This is a genomic window from Nocardia sp. NPDC004168 (genome assembly GCF_040610355.1).
In the GTDB taxonomy this organism is placed as follows: domain Bacteria; phylum Actinomycetota; class Actinomycetes; order Mycobacteriales; family Mycobacteriaceae; genus Nocardia; species Nocardia sichangensis.
Genome location: NZ_JBEXME010000005.1, coordinates 1 through 15,882 on the forward strand (window position 1 = coordinate 1; position 15,882 = coordinate 15,882).

Below are 15,882 nucleotides of genomic sequence, written 5' to 3' on the forward strand. Positions count from 1 at the left end.
CGCAGCAACGTCGCCAACGACAACGGCTCGTCCTGCATAGTGCTCAACATCGGAACTCCTTCTTCCATCGATGACTTCCCCACAGAAAGCCACATTGAGCGAGGTCAGGCATCGGACAGGAACGGTTCCACGACGCCGAGGAACTCGGCGGTCTTCTCGATCATGGTCCAGTGGCCGCAGTTGCCGAGCACGTGCAGCCGGACGTCAGGAAGAAGTTCCAGCAACGCCCCCGAGGATTCCTTCCACGGCACCACCCGGTCGTCTCGCCCGTGAATCATGAGGGTCGGCTGTGCCACCCGGGTCAACTCGGCACCGGACAGGGCCAGGTCGTCGACCCAGCGTTGGCGCGGTTCGGGAAACATCGCTTCCCACGATTTCGCGACGGCGGGCTCGACACTTGCCCCGTATCGCATCTCGACCAGCTGATCGGTGATCAGCCCCCGGTCGTAGGCGAACAGCCCGATGATCTCGCGCATGTTCTCGATTCCTGGCCGGTAGTTCCAGACGGTGTCGAGCCCTTGCGGTAGCGCCATCGCGACACCCATCGAGCCCATGAGGACGAGTCGACTAACGGCCTGCGGACGCTCAGCCGCGAGTGATAAGGCGATTGCCCCGCCCATCGAGTTGCCGATGATGTCGTAGGTCTCGATGCCGAGTTCGTCCATGAGCGCGAGTGCGTGCCGGGTCCACGCCTGTCGGCCCCACGTGCGCGCCGCACCGGTGGCTGTGCCACCGAAGCCCAACTGATCGGGGGCGATGACGCGCCGGCTCTGCGACAGGGACGGCAGCACGGGTCGCCAGTTGGCCGCGGCGCTCACACCGGGACCGGATCCGTGCAGGAGCAGCAGCGGCGGCTGCGCGCTCTCGCCTGCGGGCTCCCCGGTGTCGATGACAGCGGTGCGCACCCCATCGACTTCGCGTATCGATGCGGTCGGATGATCGCTGGTGATGACGGCCACTTGCTAACTCCTCGTCGGGGCGGGTCGGGTTCCGGCCATCGAGGCCGCGTGCTGCGTGGAGACCCGCTTGACCGGACCCAGCCACATGTCGATCGAGCCGGGTTCATCCGGATCGAACATGCGCGGTCGCCAAGCCGCGTCGTCCTCGATGCGACGCACCCCGAACGAGTATTCGTAGGTGAAGCCTTCGGGACCGAGAAAGTAGAGGAACACCGCTGTCGACTGCGGGTGGCGACCAGGGCCCATTTCGATCTGGACTTCGCGTTCCCGCAGGAAGTGCCAGGAACGGAAGACGTCGTCGATGGACTCCACCTGAAAGTTCATGTGGCACAGACCAGCGCTCTCGCCCTGGAATACGGCGAGCTTGTGGTGGACGGGATCGATCCGCATCAGGCACGCGGCGTCGCCGATCCAATCCGACACGCGGGCGTTGAAGTGCCCGTTCCAGAACCGGTAGGCCTCGTGCACATCCGGTGCGTCGAGGCAGAGGTGCCCGAACTCCGTGATGCCTGCCGGCCGAGCGAAAGCGACGGGGCGGGTGATCGTCTCCTGTTGGCTGACCAGCTCGATGCGATTGCCGAAGGGATCGTCGAAGCCGATGAACTCGGCCACGCGTCGCGAGCGAGCCTCTTGCCTCGACCCGCGCCGCACAGCGAAACCGGCGTGCTCGAGTTCGTTCTCGGCAGCCTCCAGCGCATCCATGTCGGCGACGGTGAACCCGGAGGCCAGAACCCCCGACACCCCCTCGACCAAAGCCAGACAGTGGTGGCGGGAGTCGGCGCGAAGGTGTGCGACCCCTGGTTCGGTCTCACCGGCGAGTTCGAGACCGACGATGCGGGTCGCGAAGTCGACGGCGGTCCTGAGATCGGCGACTCCTGACCGCACATAGGCGATGTCGGTCAGCGTGATCATGGGTGTTCTCTCCTGTGGAAACTTGCCGAACGCACGGTGTCAGGAGTCGATCGCGTCCGGGATGAGGTTCTTCACCAGCCCCGGCTGCAGATAGCCGGTCTCCCCGTACCGAGCTACCAGCGCCGCGTTGTCGGCCAGCAGTTTCTCGATCGGTTCGGTGAGGTCGATCGCTGCCAGGAATGGCTGGCGGGCGGGCAGTCCGGTCTGCCAGTACACCTCGCAACGGTTGCCCTCGGGATCGAAGAAATAGATGCCGAACGCGTTGCCGTGCGTCACGATCATGTCGAAGTCGACATCGTGCTCGATGAATCTGCGGTGGAACTCGATCAACTCGGTCAGATGATTGACCCGGAACGAGACCTGCTGAATCAGTTTGGTGTTCTCGTCGGCGCGCGCCACGGTCCGGCCTTCGACGAGCTGGAACTCGTGGTGTTCGAAGTTCGGCCGGGCACTGAAGAACCGCATGCCCAGATTCAGGTCCTCGTCGGTGACCGTCAGTCCGAGGACGTCGCGGTAGAACGCTGTACTGGCTTCCAGGTCATCGCAGAAAACTCCGAAATGACCGAGTTCAGCGATCGGCATGGTGAATCTTCCTTCCCGTGGTGGCGGCCGGGTCATGTGCTGGTCGATCGAGTGCTCCTGGAACGGCCCGGCCGAGGAGTCCGCAGGTGGCGTCACTCCTGTTCGCTACGCGTCCGACCGTAATGTGTATGCACTTTTACTGTCAAGGCTCTTCCGGATGTTGCTGTCGCGCGGAAATTGCATACAGTTATGCGATGAGTTTGTTGCCTCCCGCCACCGATCGCGACGCCCCCGACCCCTCACTGCTCCTGGGCCGGGACTACTGGATGGTGACCTCCACCCCTTCGGCCGGGACGACCTCCGAGGACATCGCCGCCCTCGCCCCCGCGCACATAGCCTGGCTGCTGGACCTCGAGGAACGCGGCGTCGTCTTCCTGTCGGGCCCCCTCGTCAGCGGCCCCGGCGCCGGTCCGGGATCGGGCGTCACGGTCTTGCGCGCCTCCGACGAAGCCGACGCAACCGCCATCGCGTCAGCGGATCCGTTCGTCACGGCGGGTCTGCGCAGCTTCGTCGTTCATCGGTGGCGCCTCAACGAGGGCAGCGTTTCGATGCGCCTGTCACTCGGCCGCGGCACCTACGAATGGCATTGAGCGGGGACCCCTTCGAGCTCGCATCTCGTCGCACTCCCACCGCCTTCAGGCATAGAACCGTTGACGAGCGCATTTCCTGATGTCATAGTGTATACACTCTGCGGACAATGGTCGATCAGGTATCAAGGTGTGGCAGATCTCCACCGTCCGCACTGGTCATCGGCGACGACCGCCATCGACAGCAACGGCAAAACCCGGTTGAAGGAACTCCAGTGGGACGCTTGGACGAACGCGTCGAATTCACCTCCGGCGCAGCTCATGGTCAGAGACTCCGCCACGCGGTTCACCTTGCCGAAGAAACCGCACCGACCTCCATCGCGCCTCGGTATGAGGTGCGACGATGACCGCCACGGTCTTCTGCTCCCGAGCCGAACCACTCCGGCCGCGCGACGACGGCGATCCGGAGGAAGAAAAAGCACCGTTGCTCGGGCCCGATCAGTTATTGGCGGCGATCGCTGGTCACCTTACGCAAGGATCATCGCTGATCGAGTGGGCTAGGGAGTTGGGCGATCTGCACGCGGCACTGATCCCAGTGCGCCTGAATCGAACGCGTCTTCCCGCCGAATTCGATGAAGCCCGCGTCCACATCGACATTGCCGAGATCGTCAGCGAGATCGATTCGTGGGCGTTCGTCCATGTTCCGAGAGCCCCCGGAGCGCGCAGGCACACCCATTCCCTGGGAGAGGTGATCAGCCATATCGCAAAGATCTATGCCAACGCGTGGTGGACGGTGCTACACGTCGATGACAACGACGTGCGGCACGAGGCATGGTTTCATCTCGGTGAAGTCTGCGAAGGCTACGCGCAGCTGATTCACGACGTCCAGGCCTCCGGGGTCCGATTCCCGCTAGGGTGGCGGGGCATCCGACACGCGCCGCCGACCTGACAGCTGCTTCCGCGAGGTCGGCCGAGCCCGGCTACTGGCGCAAATTGCGGTCGAACAGGGCCAGCAGTTCGCGGTAGTGCCGTTCATCGGCCTCGGGGTCGTGTGCGGAGGTATCGGCCTGGGTGTAGCCGTGGTGGGCACCCTCGTAGACCTCGGTGCGGTGGCGGACACCGGCGGCATCCAGCGCCTTGTCGAACAGGGCGATATGTTCCGGAGTCATGTGGTGATCCTCGCCCGCGTGGGCGAAATACAGTTCCGCCGTGACGTTTCCGAGGGTGAGATGCGGACTGTCCGGGGTGTCGGTCACCAGCGGTCCGCCGTGGAATCCTGCCACCGCCGCAACCCGATCGGGGAACATGGCGGCGGTCAGCACCGCCAGCCGCGCACCCATGCAGTAACCCGTGACGCCGACCTTTCCCGCTATGACCTGCGGCGACGCTGCCAGCCACTCGAGATATGCGCCGACATCCGAACGCAGGAGCTCCGGGGTCAGCTCGCGGATCATCGGGAAGACCTGTTGGAAGATCTCCGGCCGCTCCCCCGGGTCGATGAAGTCCGGCAGCTCGATCACAGGCGCACGCCCGTGCCGGTAATAGGCGTTCGGCAACAGAACGGTGTAGCCATGGGCGGCAATCCGATCGGCCAGTGATCGCAGGCTGGGCCGCAGTCCGAAACCGTCCTGAATCACGAGCACTCCCGGATGGGCGGCGCCATCGTCGGGGTAGGCGACATACGAGTCAGCGACACCGTCGGATGTCCGGACGTCGACCGACATACCGTTCACTGCGGTCACCCTCGAATCCTCCTGCCATGCCAGCCTTTCGAACATACCCCATTCAAGATCAGCCGATTCGACTCGACTACCGGTCGTCGGAGCATCGAGCCGAGACAGGGGCGGGAGCGGTCGAGCCCGACGCGAACCCGATCATCGACGACTGGGTCAACCTTCTCGTCGACCGCACCGCACACGACCGGGACAACCGGCCGATCATGCTGTGCGGCCTCAGCGCAGGCGGCATGCTCGTCTATCACGTCGACACCAAGCCCCAGGGCGGTCTCAGCGGCACCAGCCAGCACATCCGGCAGGTCCGTAACGGGATGCAGTCGCCGACTTCATCTTCAACAACAGTCCGTCCAGGCTCATGCATTGTCTGCATATTTGCAGAAGACGTGTTTATTTCTGCGCCATAAAGCGATCACGACGCCGAGGATCCGCAGATTTGCGCAATAGTCGACCGAAACCGGAGAGCATGCTTCCACTTGGATGGATCGACCTGAGGGGCGTTCGGTAGTCGAATGCATCGGTTGGGCCCGGGAGAGCCGCCGCAGGACGTGCATCGGATGCGAAATTGTACCGACATACCACAGTGCGACCCGTCCCCTAGCAGGTCAAACCGGACGACACAGGTGAGTGGCGCCGAGTGTGCCGTCGGCTCGACTCACGCCGAACAGAATGGAAGCGCACCGCGAGATCGACTCCGCCGCACGTTGATACGCGGGGTGTCGAGAAATCGATTCGATTTGATCATCGACTTCACCGGGGGATGAAGATCAATTTGTGTTACCTCGGCAAAATATTCAGTTAGCCAACTATTAACGGTGATGATTACCACAGCAATAGAAGTGGATTTGTAGATTTCTTTTTCTTAACGTTGCCGGTGCGCCCGTGATGGCGTCGTTATCCCACTGTGAAAGGAAGCTCCGTAGATGTTCTCTCGTAAGGCCCTTCTCGCCGCCAGCACCGTCTCCGCCGCTGCCCTGTTCTTCGGCCCGGTCGCGGTGGCCTCCGCCGCCCACTCCGCCGCCGGCACCGGTTCCGCGGGCCTGGCCTCGGGTTCGGCCGACGGTGGCTCGTCCACTGGTTCGGCCGGCTCGTCCTCCGGTTCCGCCATGCTGGACTCCGGCAGCTCGGCCCTCGACGGGGGCACCTCCGCCGTCGTCAACGTCATCGATGCGATCACCGGCATCCGGGACCTGACCCAGCCCAAGCCCGCCTCCTGATCCGGTCTCGGTAGATCACCGCATCGTCCGTCTGCCCCTTCGGGGCCGGACTTCCCTGCGCCGCTCCGCTCCACCCCGCGGCCCGCACTACAGCGGTGAATTCGCTACAGCTGAACTAGTCGATTCGCCGCATGGAAGCAGATGCGGCGGGTGGACCCCAAGATTCCGTTTGCCCGCTAGGGAGACAGCTCCCAGTGCTGCGAGCGCTGAGCTTCCTTGAACACAGGTTCGTGCCGTCCGGCGAAGTCGCCGGACGGCACGAACTTTTTTCGGGCCACCCACCGAATGAAGTTCAGCAGGCTACGTCTCCCTGGGCGGCCTTGTCGAACGACACATGCACATGGTCGTAGTGATTGGCGGTCGGGCTCCCGCGGTCTTCCAGATAGGACCAACCGCTGCCATCGTTGTACCGCTGCCGCCAGATCACGTAGGTCACACCGAAACGCTGCTGATTGGCCAGCACGTATTCGGCGATCGCGTCGCCCCGCGCGGAATCGGGTGTCATGAGATCGAGTGCCAAGCCTGCGCCGTGGTCGCCGTCGCTACGGCCGATGGCGCCGCCGATGTCGGCGACGGCGAACGTCTTCTTGAGTAGGTTGCCCACCTGCGCCACGTGCGGCCGCGTGCCTGCGAGTTCGGTCGAGCACGGTACAGGGGGAGGCGGTGGTGGCAGGTGCTGCACAGCCTCCCTGGCCGACGGTGGTGGTTGCTCGGCCGCGGACGCCGCCGCTGTCGGCCGAGTGATCGACGGCACGCTGGTCGGCGGCGCGACGGCGGCCGACGGCGGCGAATCGGCCGCTGCGGCATGCCGAGCCTCCAGGCCCGGTCGCGATACCGCCCACAACACGACGGCGAGGGCTGCGGCGATGCCGCATACGGCCAGGGCACTGAGCTTCCGGGCTGCGGTCCGTTTACGGTGTTGACCAGGCATGATGTCGGCTACCGATTACAGTCGAGAATAGGTCACCGATACATTACGAAATGGTCGCGGAAATGTCACGCCGAGCGGGCGAAAGGTGCTCGGGTCCGCTGACAGGATCGAGTCCGAGTGTCCTGCTGTGCAGCGGAACGAGCTGACCAGGCCAGAAGCCGGTAGATAGCGCTGTAATGGTTCAGCTGAGGTGAGAAGTCAGTCGGGTCGACTGTCGGCTACCGCAGAAGATTGCGGGCCGGCGAGTCGGCCGACGGCGTGGAGGTGGCTCAGCGCTTGGCGGTAGGAGTCCAGGACGCTGGTCTCGCAGTAGGGCACCTCGAGTTCGACGCAGAACTGTTCGACCATCGGCTTGGCCCGGCGCAGGTTGGGCCGCGGCATGGACGGGAACAGGTGGTGCTCGATCTGGTAATTCAGTCCGCCGAAGGCGGCGTCGACGACTCGGCCGCCGCGGACATTGCGGGACGTGAGCACCTGCCGACGCAGAAAGTCTGCCGACTCGCCTTCGGCCAGTACCTCCATCCCCTTGTGGTTGGGCGCGAAAGTGCAGCCCATATAGAACCCGAACAGGCCCTGGTGCACAGCGATGAAGACGACCGCTTTACCCGGCGACAAGACCAGGAAGACCGCGGCGAGATACCCGGCGGCATGCGCGGCCAGCAGCGCGGCCTCCCAGACGCGGTTGGGTATCGCCCAGCGCAGCACCGCCCGGACACTCGCATAGTGCAGACTGCCGGCCTCGAGCAACAACATCGGAAAGAACAGCCAGGCTTGATAGCGGAAAATCAACCGCCGGATGCCTTTGCCGGTCCGTGCTCGATCGCCGGAATGGGCCAGCACCCCCATCACGTCCGGATCCGAACCCTCGGTGTTGGGGTGAGCGTGGTGGCGGTTGTGATTACTGACCCACCAGCCGATGCTCACCCCGATGCCGAGATTGCCCGCGATCACACCGAACAAGTAGTTGGCCTGCCGACCGGCGAAGATCTGTCGGTGCCCGGCATCATGACCGAGGAACGCGAACTGCGCGAATACCACTGCCAAGAACGCGGCAACCACCAGCTGCCGCCACGAGTCGCCGACCATGACGAACGCCGCCCACCCGGCAGCGAACGCCACCGCGGTGACCGCACTCTTCCAGACGTAATACCGCAACCGCCGATCCAGTAGCCCGGCTTGGCGCACTCGACGCAGCAACACCGCATACTCGCTGCCACGCGCCGGTCGGTTTTCCTTGGTCTCGGCGGTCAGCGACGAAGCAACCGGCGCTGCTTGCTGTCCGTCCGGATCGATCGGGTCATAGTCCGCGAGCGCGGTTGTCGTGACGGAGGATGTCGGCATCGTCCGACCGGTAGAACCTTCGAGAACCACGGATTGCCTGCACATCCTGTTGTCACTGTTGGTTTCCGGGCTCGGACCGTTGTCCTTCCATACCCGGCGTCGACGACAGCAGGCTATCGGAAGTCAGCGCGGAAGACTCGCCTGGCTCGGGAACAGAGTCGCGCGAGGAGACCACCGCGAGGTGAACGGATGTGCCGATCGACGACACATCCGCGTGACGATCGGGTTGCACAGACATCGGCGAGCGCGAGACATATGTCCGTCGCGCTGCTCGGCCGGTTGCCGACCAATATCTCGGCTGTGCGAGTTACCGAGCGTCGGTCGCAGTCAGCACGCGGGCGTCGGCGGTGCCATCCAGCCGCGCGCCGGCCTGAGGATAGGTCGGGTACTCGATGCCCGAGATGTACTGCACCGTCCGCACCACCTGGCACGAGTAGCCGAATTCGTTGTCGTACCAGACATAGAGAATCGCGGTGTCACCCTCGACAATCGTGGCATTGGCATCGATGATCGACGCTGCGCGCGATCCGATGAAATCGCTGGAAACCACGTCCGTGGCGGCGGTGTAATCGAGGTTTCGGCTCAACGGCCCGGCGAGCGAAACCCCGCGCAAGTAAGCGAGCACATCGCTCTTCGTCGTCTCCCGCTGAAGCTGCAGGTTCAGAATCGCGACCGAAACGTCGGGGGTGGGAACACGAATCGAGTTGCCGGTGATCTTGGCCTTGAAATCCGGCATAGCCTTCGCGACCGCGGACGCGGCACCCGTTTCGGTGAGCACGAGATTGAACGGCGCGGAACGACCGCGCCGGTCCGCCTTGTGATAGTTGTCCAGCAAGTTCTGGTCGTTGGTGAACGAATGAACCGTCTCCACGTGCCCGCGGATGATGCCGTACTCGTCGTCCATGGCCTTGAGCGGCGGAACGATCGCGTTGGTCGTGCACGAGGCGCACGAGAAGATTTGCTGCGACAGGTCCAGGCCGCGATGGTTCACGCCGTGCACGATATTCGGGATATCGCCCTTACCGGGCGCGGTGAGAACGACTTTCGCGATGCCGGGGCGCAGATGCTGCGACAGCCCGTCCCGATCACGCCACCTGCCCGTGTTGTCGATCAGGATCGCGTTCGTTATCCTGTACTCGGTGTAGTCGATCGTCGTCGGATCATCGCTGTAGATGAACTTGATCGTGTTCCCGTTCGCGGTGATCGTGTCGTTGCCGGTATCGACCTTGATCGTGCCGTTGAATGCGCCGTGCACCGAATCCCTGCGAAGCAGCGACGCTCGCTTGCTCAGATCGTCGTCGCCTCCCTTGCGCACCACCACGGCACGCAGGTTCAGCCCGTTGCCGGATCCGGCCTTCTCGATGAGCAGGCGAGCGACCAGGCGACCGATGCGGCCGAAGCCATAGAGGACGACATCCCTCGGGCCCGGGGACAGAGCCTTGTTGCCGTTGGTCACCTCGGCCAGCACCGCCGCGGTGAACTCGCGGATCGACAGTCCGCGATCGTCGGCGCGATAGGTCATGACCAACTGACCGAGATCGATCTTGCAGGGCCCGAGATCCAGTTCACTGAGCACTCGCAGGAAGGGAAGAGTCTCGTCCACCGACAACTCCTCGCCTTCGATCTGCCGCGCAAAGCGGTGCGTCCGCAGGATGCTGATCACCGACTTGTTCACCAGCGACCGGCTGTGCAGCAGGATCGTCACGCCCTTGCCCCGATACAACGTGCCGATGATGGGAATCATTGCCTCGGCGGCGGCTTCCTGGGCGTTCCAGCGGTCGAGTTGTTCGGTAGTCAACGTAGGTCCTCGGATCTCCTCGATTTACACGCGTATCGATGCTAATCAGGGCCCCGATTTCACCGAGGCCGGATCCCCCCTCGTGAGATCGCCAGGTGGCGACCCCGAGCGAGCACCATCGTCCGAGCGGCGGGCGGCCTATCCGATATCGACTACTCGGGCCCATGCGGGAGGCGCGTCCGGAACGTAATCGGGGTCGTTTTCGCGCCACGAAGCGGCGTGCTGCCGACGGAACAGCCCTACCACCGTCCGGCACGGCGGCCGTGTGGTCGGCCAGGGTGTCTGGCCGTCGGTCAGCACCACGAGGACATCCGGGCGGGGGTGGGCTCGTATCGCCTTGGCGATGCCCGTGCGCAGGTCAGTGCCGCCGCCGCCCACCAGTGGTATCCGCTCGGCACGGCACAAGGGATGCACGATCCTCGCCGCCGCGTCGCACGGCAGCACGGTGACCAGGTCGCGGCGGCCGCCCACGGCACGGGCGATGGCGGCCACCTCGAGCAGCGCGCTGCCCAGTTCCGTATCACTGACCGACCCCGAGGTGTCGATGAGCACCGAGACCCGAGGCGGCGTTCGCCGCAGACTCGGCAGCACTACGCCGGGCACCCCCGCCGAGCGCCGTGCCGGCCGGCCATAGGTGTAGTCCGCACCCGCACCGGCGACGCAGACCGCGGAGCGGAGAGCCGCTCCCAGCAGATCCCGCCATGGTTGCGGCGGATGGAACGCCTCTTCCGCCCAGCGCCGCCACCCTTTCGAGGCGTTCCCCGGACGGCCGATGATGCCCTGCGCCACCCGGAATCGGACGGCGTCTCGTTCGTGTTCGCTGAGTCCGTCCGCACCGTCGGGCCCGAGTTCCCATTCGCGTTCCAATCCGTCTGCGCCGCTGCCGCAGTCGAGCCACGCTATGCCCTGCGTAGTGGGTCCGAGCCGGAACTTGCGCAGGTAGTCCTCCATGAGCTCCCCCTCGGGCAACCCCAACGACTCGGGCGTGACAGCGTCATCGGGGCGGGTCAGCCCGTCGCCGAATGCGTCGTCGTTGATTTCGCAGTCCGCGGCGATGTTCATCCGCAGTCGTTCCGCCGGGCCGGTCAAGTCGTGTTGCCGGGCGAAGCGGTCACTGCGACCGTGATGGTCGCGCAGCAGATGCGACACCTCGTGCACCCACACCCCGGCCAGATCCGCTACCGAAGTCCGGTCCACGAACGCAGGCGACACGTAGCAGCGCCAGTGCCGGTCGACACCCATCGTCGGTACTCGGCGCGATTCGACGACGCACAGCGCGAACAGAGCGGTCGCCAGGTAGGGCCGGACCCTGGCGGCGTGCAATCGGGCGGCGAAGAGTTTGTCGCGGTTCAGCGTCCGCAGCGCGGTCGCGGTCATCGGCCTGCCTTCGCCGCGCCACGGCCCGCTGCCCGATCCGCTTCCGTGGACACCGATACCACTCCGGCGAGTTCCTCGATGGCCGCGGGCACGTCCCAGTCGTCCTGGCGCAGCGTGGCGAGAGTGGTTGCGGGAACGACGATCAGATCCGGCGCCCCGGTTTCCGAAGCCTTGACCAGAAGCGCCCATGCCGCATCCCAGCGGGATTTCTCCGGCCGTTTGCGGACCGCAGCCACAACGCCGTCGAGCACAGCCTGCCGCAGATCCCCCCGCTCGGGCAGGACGGCTCCCGCCGGGTCGGCGAGCAGTACTTCCGGGTCCGGGAGGTCCATCCGGTCCAAGCTCGCCAGCAGCTCGAAGCCCGGCCCGTCGCCAACAGTGCCTCGGACCAGCTGGGAAAGCACATCCCGGGATGAACCGGCCGCGGTGGCGAAGGCGATCAGCCGCAATGTCATCTCCCAGCTTCGAGGCGACGGCCAGGGACCGCCTCGGCGGGTTTCGGTGCTGGGGAGTTGATGCACGAGAGCGGGACGAGCCGCCAGGAGCGCACACACCGCTCGGCGCGCGAAAGCCACAGCCTCGCCCAATTTTTCGGAGGCCAGCCGCGGTAGTGTCGCGTGGGGCCAGGTCCCGCCGAGGCCGCGAACGACCACATCGTTATCGTGGGTCCATTGCAGATGCACGAACCGGTTGGCCAGCGGCGGGCTGAGTTCCCAGCCATCGGCCGCCGAGGATCGCGGATTGGCCGCGGCGACGATCCGAACACCGGGCGGCAGTTGCACGGTGCCGATCCGCCGCTCCAGGACCAGACGGAGCAGGGCGGCTTGCACGGCAGGCGGGGCGGTGGACAGTTCGTCCAGAAACAGCAGTCCGCGCCCGGTCCGGACGAGCCGTACGGCCCAATCCGCCGGAGCCATCGGGACTCCGTGTTCCGCGGGATCGTCCCCGATGATGGGCAGGCCCGAAAAGTCCGACGGCTCATGGACACTCGCGATCACCGTGGTCAGCGGAAGGTCCAGGTCGGCGGCGAGCTGGGTCAGGGCCGCGGTCTTCCCGATCCCTGGTTCACCCCATAGGAGAACCGGCAGGTCGGCGGCCACGGCCAGCGCCAAGGCCTCCAGTTGGTTATCGGGGCGCGGTTCGGTGGTTACCTCGCGGAGCAGACTCAGCAACTCGTCGGCCACATCGAGTTGGGCGGGGCGGGCCGGATCGGCGGCCGTACGGACAGCAGTAAGCATGTGTGATCACCTGAAGGGGTTGCGTTGTCGAGTGGATGTGCGGCGAGGTCGCCGGGTCAGCGCGAGGTCGCGTTGCGGGGGTGCGCGCGGCGGTCGCGTGGACGGCGCATCGGAGGAACGCGCCCGATCCCTGGCTCGGACAGGCCCGCCTTGAACAGTCCATAGGTAATTCGTTGTCGCGCGAAGGTTTCCAGTTCGTCGCGCAGAGCACCGTCGCGCAGTACCGCGTCGGGACCGAGCAGTCCCGCTACGATGGCCAGCGCGCCGGCGGTGTCGCCATGGTCCAAACGCTCGCGGACGCCGACCAGACAGTCCGGATGGCGGTGCGTCTCATCGATGGCCTGCAGGCAAGGCAGCGGAGTGCCGTTCAGGGCGACCAGCAGTTCCTCCCGCCGGATCTCGACCTGGTCGTGGTCCAGCGCGGCCAGGACCCCGTCGACCAGCCCGATCCTGTGCTGTTCTCCCCTGCACTGCACCAGGCGCGGTTGACCTGCGCGGTCCGGGACGCGGGGCACATCGTTCGGTGAGTAGTCGGGTACCAGTGCCGATGCGACCAGCGGGTGCAGCCGATCGGCCGCTATCGCGCCGGCACGAAGCAGTTCCAGATCGGGCAGCACCCAGGTCGCCGCGTCGGGCAGGACGGGCAGCGCGGAGACGCCGCCAACCGGGTATCTCGACGCGATCCGCACCATGGGCGGCCCAGAACCGTTGCCGTCCAAGTCCAGAACCAACCGTTGCCTGGCCCCGAGCCGCACCACGAAAGTACCGCTACGCCGTCCCTCGGCGTGGCGCAGCATCTCCGCCTCGGCCGCCCAGCGGTCAACGGCGCAGCGGCGGACCTGCGGCACCGCGGCGAGCAGTTCGGCGGCCGGCATCGCGCAAGTATCCGCGTGCCGCTCGGCCCCGGACCGTGTGCGCAGCTCGCCCACTCTGCGCGCGTCCCACAAATGGCGATGGAGATCCAGGCGAAAACGCCGATGTGGGCGAGGAGGCGGATGGAGCCTGGCGCCGGTTCCGGCGGCGGATCCGTCCCACAGCGCGAGACTGATCCGCTGACCGGCGTCCGCCCAAGCCGGCGCGGTCCGAACGACAAGGTGCATGGGGCGTGCGCCGCCGCGCTGGTCCGGTGCCGTGTCGTACCGCGCCAAGGCGATGGTCAGACCCGGCCGCAACAACCCGTCCGGAGCGACTCTCGGCAGATGCCAGCGCAACAGGTCAGGAGCCAGATGGCGGAGATCGGCCCGGATTCGAGCCGCGAGTTCGTGCCCGTGGCTACGCGCCACCGACCGCACAGTGAAATCGACATCGAAGCCTGCCGCGGCACACGCGCCCGCCCAGTCCCCCACGCGACGGCGGGCGGTAGCAGTCTCGATCATGGAGGGCGGCACGGCGAATTCACGCACACGCAGCCAGAAGGAAAGGCGGGAGTCGTCCTCGTTCGCGATGTGAGTGAGCATCAGCACTCACCTTGTGCGAACGGAACCCCCAATCTTTGAACAGATGGAGTCATCATCGCGTTGATCATAACCTCCCGAACCGCCACCGGCCAGCCGAAGGGGCTCGGCGGCAGCTTCGCCGAACCGCTTCCACCCCCACAAGCACCCGCCAGACCGGTTGGTGCAGTTGATGATCAGCTATTTTCCGGTGATACATCGACGCCACATCCCCCTGCGGCATCGCCCGGGGACGACTGCACCAGCAGATCCAGTCGCCCCGGATGCGCCACTCGAGCCGTACGGCAACCGCCTACCGAATGAATCGGCGAATGTGATTCGGGAACGGGAGGTTTCGAGTGCGGCCACCACCTCATCGACGAGGAGCCGGCGAACCTCTCCTGAATCCGCGCGAGAGCTATGCCGCTCGGAACGACCGTCGCCTTCGTGCTCCGACAACTCAGCGACCGGGCACCGAGGTCACGTCCGGTCGTCGGCAACGACCGTGCCCGCCCGTCCGGTGTGATGGTGGGGAAGATCGGATTCACGCCGGTGCCGATATACGCTGTTCGACCACCGACAGGGGGCCGTCGGTGTGAATGCCGAAGCGCACCAACTGTCTAGGCAACAAGGTGGTCGCGTACAGACTGCGCTCGTCCGGGGAGACCTTGGCGGTGGACACGCCGTCGTCCGAACCGTCGAACGGCACAGCAGGACCATTCTGGACCGGAGTCCCGTCACCGCCGAGAACTGAACACCATTGCGGCTGAGTGGCGCCGCTTCAGCTGCGGAAAGCGTGCGCACGGTGGAGTGCCTCGATCGCGTCGGTGAGTTCGGCGACCGGTCCGTCGACCATGGCGTCCGGCACGACCTCGGTGATCGGCAGCGCCGCGACCGGGGCACGCGGGACACCCCATTCCGCCAGCCAGGACACCAATTGACCGGACGACACGGCGTACACGATCCGGCCGAGGCCGACCCATCCGTGGCTCGCCGCGCACATCGGGCAGTGCTCGCCGGAGGTATAGACGGTGGCCGCGGCGCGCTCGTCAGGCGACAGATGCGCCGCGGACCAGCGAGAGATCTCGAATTCGGGATGACGTGTCGCGTCACCCGCCTTGATCCGGTTCCGATCCTCGAAGAGCACTTCCCCGTCGGCCGAGACCAGGAGCGAGCCGAACGGCTCGTCCCCGTCGTCGAGCGCCTCCCGGGCGAGTTCGACGCAGCGGCGCAGGTGCGAAAGGTCCTCGGCAGTGATGGTCATCGCACCATCCTGGTAGCAGAAAGCGGGTGGGCCTTGCCGGAATCGACAAGGTCCACCCGCCGACGCGGTCGATCAGCTATCGCATCGGCGCCGGTCCGCATTCCTTGCCCATCAAGTCGGGGAGGTGCGCCCATCCGGACGAGCAGTTCATGACCTCGCCGCCGTTCACCTGGAACGGCTGCGTGATCTCTCCACTCGCGGGCGCACCGTTGGACGGCGTGCAGTCCATAGCGGTCACCCTGCCTTCCCACACCGGCGAATGGGACGAACAGGTGTAGTTCCACATCTCCTGCGCCGTGGCGGTCGGCGGACAATACAAAAGCGCCGCCGCGGCGGCGAAGAACGGGGGAAGACCCAAACGAACGAGGCGTGTGGCTTTCATGACGATCTCCTTGTCCTGGTTCCGTGCGGTCTGAATCGGTAACCGTCCCGGACGAACAGTCCGAGTGGTAGCGAGCAGAAACTGCTTGGTGCTCAGGAGAGAACGTGCACACTGCGACAAGGACGCTACCCCCGGGATATCCGGCCTGATGCGGAATGCCGATCGCTGTGACCATTCGGATATGGTGG

At 65.5% G+C, this 15,882-nt stretch carries 17 protein-coding genes; 4 read left to right on the forward strand and 13 right to left on the reverse strand.

Translation table 11 applies throughout. The annotated features are described in order from the left end of the window. Window positions 1-104 precede the first annotated feature (104 nt). From ABZW96_RS11760 to ABZW96_RS11770, 3 genes are read right to left on the reverse strand one after another with little or no spacing between them, the layout of a single operon-like run. A complete protein-coding gene (locus ABZW96_RS11760) occupies window positions 105-959 on the reverse strand; it encodes an alpha/beta hydrolase (protein ID WP_355073779.1) in 855 nt (284 codons plus the stop codon). Between the two features lie 3 nt (window positions 960-962). After that, window positions 963-1,871 carry a VOC family protein gene (locus ABZW96_RS11765; protein ID WP_355073781.1) on the reverse strand — a complete coding sequence of 303 codons (909 nt, stop codon included), beginning with the start codon at window positions 1,869-1,871 and terminating at the stop codon, window positions 963-965. Between the two features lie 39 nt (window positions 1,872-1,910). Next, a complete protein-coding gene (locus ABZW96_RS11770) occupies window positions 1,911-2,549 on the reverse strand; it encodes a VOC family protein (protein WP_355073783.1) in 639 nt (212 codons plus the stop codon). 98 nt (window positions 2,550-2,647) lie between these two features. Between ABZW96_RS11770 and ABZW96_RS11775 the strand changes: the two genes are divergently transcribed. Then, entirely contained in the window at window positions 2,648-3,043 is a 396-nt protein-coding gene (locus ABZW96_RS11775; protein ID WP_355073785.1) for a YciI family protein, read from the forward strand. Window positions 3,044-3,383: 340 nt separating this feature from the next. Then, window positions 3,384-3,929 (forward strand): hypothetical protein, encoded by a 546-nt coding sequence (locus ABZW96_RS11780; protein ID WP_355073787.1) that lies wholly within the window; start codon window positions 3,384-3,386, stop codon window positions 3,927-3,929. A gap of 31 nt (window positions 3,930-3,960) precedes the next feature. Here the strand turns inward: ABZW96_RS11780 and ABZW96_RS11785 are convergent, their stop codons facing one another. Then, window positions 3,961-4,722, reverse strand: a complete 762-nt coding sequence (locus ABZW96_RS11785; protein WP_355073789.1) for a dienelactone hydrolase family protein — start codon at window positions 4,720-4,722, stop codon at window positions 3,961-3,963. Between the two features lie 17 nt (window positions 4,723-4,739). Between ABZW96_RS11785 and ABZW96_RS11790 the strand changes: the two genes are divergently transcribed. Next, window positions 4,740-5,120, forward strand: coding sequence for a hypothetical protein (locus ABZW96_RS11790; RefSeq protein WP_355073791.1), 381 nt, complete (start codon window positions 4,740-4,742; stop codon window positions 5,118-5,120). Between the two features lie 516 nt (window positions 5,121-5,636). Continuing rightward, the gene (locus ABZW96_RS11795; RefSeq protein WP_355073792.1) at window positions 5,637-5,930 is read left to right on the forward strand and encodes a hypothetical protein; all 294 of its coding nucleotides are present in this window, start codon (window positions 5,637-5,639) and stop codon (window positions 5,928-5,930) included. 292 nt (window positions 5,931-6,222) lie between these two features. Here ABZW96_RS11795 and ABZW96_RS11800 read toward each other — a convergent pair whose 3' ends face one another. From ABZW96_RS11800 to ABZW96_RS11840, 9 genes are all read right to left on the reverse strand, one after another. Next, window positions 6,223-6,861 (reverse strand): hypothetical protein, encoded by a 639-nt coding sequence (locus ABZW96_RS11800; RefSeq protein ID WP_355073793.1) that lies wholly within the window; start codon window positions 6,859-6,861, stop codon window positions 6,223-6,225. 198 nt (window positions 6,862-7,059) lie between these two features. After that, window positions 7,060-8,202 carry an acyl-CoA desaturase gene (locus tag ABZW96_RS11805; protein ID WP_355073795.1) on the reverse strand — a complete coding sequence of 381 codons (1,143 nt, stop codon included), beginning with the start codon at window positions 8,200-8,202 and terminating at the stop codon, window positions 7,060-7,062. Between the two features lie 307 nt (window positions 8,203-8,509). Continuing rightward, a complete protein-coding gene (locus tag ABZW96_RS11810; RefSeq protein WP_355073797.1) occupies window positions 8,510-10,000 on the reverse strand; it encodes a glyceraldehyde-3-phosphate dehydrogenase in 1,491 nt (496 codons plus the stop codon). 138 nt (window positions 10,001-10,138) lie between these two features. Continuing rightward, window positions 10,139-11,377, reverse strand: coding sequence for a VWA-like domain-containing protein (locus ABZW96_RS11815; RefSeq protein ID WP_355073799.1), 1,239 nt, complete (start codon window positions 11,375-11,377; stop codon window positions 10,139-10,141). Continuing rightward, window positions 11,374-12,615, reverse strand: coding sequence for a MoxR family ATPase (locus tag ABZW96_RS11820; protein ID WP_355073800.1), 1,242 nt, complete (start codon window positions 12,613-12,615; stop codon window positions 11,374-11,376). Before ABZW96_RS11820 ends, ABZW96_RS11815 begins: the two co-directional genes overlap by 4 nt. 56 nt (window positions 12,616-12,671) lie before the next feature. Beyond that, window positions 12,672-14,072 carry a hypothetical protein gene (locus ABZW96_RS11825; RefSeq protein WP_355073802.1) on the reverse strand — a complete coding sequence of 467 codons (1,401 nt, stop codon included), beginning with the start codon at window positions 14,070-14,072 and terminating at the stop codon, window positions 12,672-12,674. Window positions 14,073-14,592: 520 nt separating this feature from the next. Continuing rightward, window positions 14,593-14,757, reverse strand: coding sequence for a hypothetical protein (locus tag ABZW96_RS11830; RefSeq protein WP_355073804.1), 165 nt, complete (start codon window positions 14,755-14,757; stop codon window positions 14,593-14,595). Between the two features lie 72 nt (window positions 14,758-14,829). Further along, window positions 14,830-15,312, reverse strand: a complete 483-nt coding sequence (locus tag ABZW96_RS11835) for a nucleoside deaminase (RefSeq protein ID WP_355073805.1) — start codon at window positions 15,310-15,312, stop codon at window positions 14,830-14,832. A gap of 76 nt (window positions 15,313-15,388) precedes the next feature. Beyond that, entirely contained in the window at window positions 15,389-15,694 is a 306-nt protein-coding gene (locus ABZW96_RS11840) for a hypothetical protein (protein ID WP_355073807.1), read from the reverse strand. Window positions 15,695-15,882: the final 188 nt, after the last annotated feature.

Bases quoted from the DNA above. Each gene is read 5' to 3' on its own strand.
- ABZW96_RS11775 (WP_355073785.1), top strand. From the start codon at position 2,648: ATGAGTTTGTTGCCTCCCGCCACCGATCGCGACGCCCCCGACCCCTCA.
- ABZW96_RS11765 (WP_355073781.1), bottom strand. From the start codon at position 1,871: ATGATCACGCTGACCGACATCGCCTATGTGCGGTCAGGAGTCGCCGAT.
- ABZW96_RS11840 (WP_355073807.1), bottom strand. From the start codon at position 15,694: ATGAAAGCCACACGCCTCGTTCGTTTGGGTCTTCCCCCGTTCTTCGCC.
- ABZW96_RS11805 (WP_355073795.1), bottom strand. From the start codon at position 8,202: ATGCCGACATCCTCCGTCACGACAACCGCGCTCGCGGACTATGACCCG.
- ABZW96_RS11795 (WP_355073792.1), top strand. From the start codon at position 5,637: ATGTTCTCTCGTAAGGCCCTTCTCGCCGCCAGCACCGTCTCCGCCGCT.
- ABZW96_RS11780 (WP_355073787.1), top strand. From the start codon at position 3,384: ATGACCGCCACGGTCTTCTGCTCCCGAGCCGAACCACTCCGGCCGCGC.
- ABZW96_RS11820 (WP_355073800.1), bottom strand. From the start codon at position 12,615: ATGCTTACTGCTGTCCGTACGGCCGCCGATCCGGCCCGCCCCGCCCAA.
- ABZW96_RS11825 (WP_355073802.1), bottom strand. From the start codon at position 14,072: ATGCTCACTCACATCGCGAACGAGGACGACTCCCGCCTTTCCTTCTGG.
- ABZW96_RS11835 (WP_355073805.1), bottom strand. From the start codon at position 15,312: ATGACCATCACTGCCGAGGACCTTTCGCACCTGCGCCGCTGCGTCGAA.
- ABZW96_RS11815 (WP_355073799.1), bottom strand. From the start codon at position 11,377: ATGACCGCGACCGCGCTGCGGACGCTGAACCGCGACAAACTCTTCGCC.
- ABZW96_RS11790 (WP_355073791.1), top strand. From the start codon at position 4,740: ATGCCAGCCTTTCGAACATACCCCATTCAAGATCAGCCGATTCGACTC.
- ABZW96_RS11800 (WP_355073793.1), bottom strand. From the start codon at position 6,861: ATGCCTGGTCAACACCGTAAACGGACCGCAGCCCGGAAGCTCAGTGCC.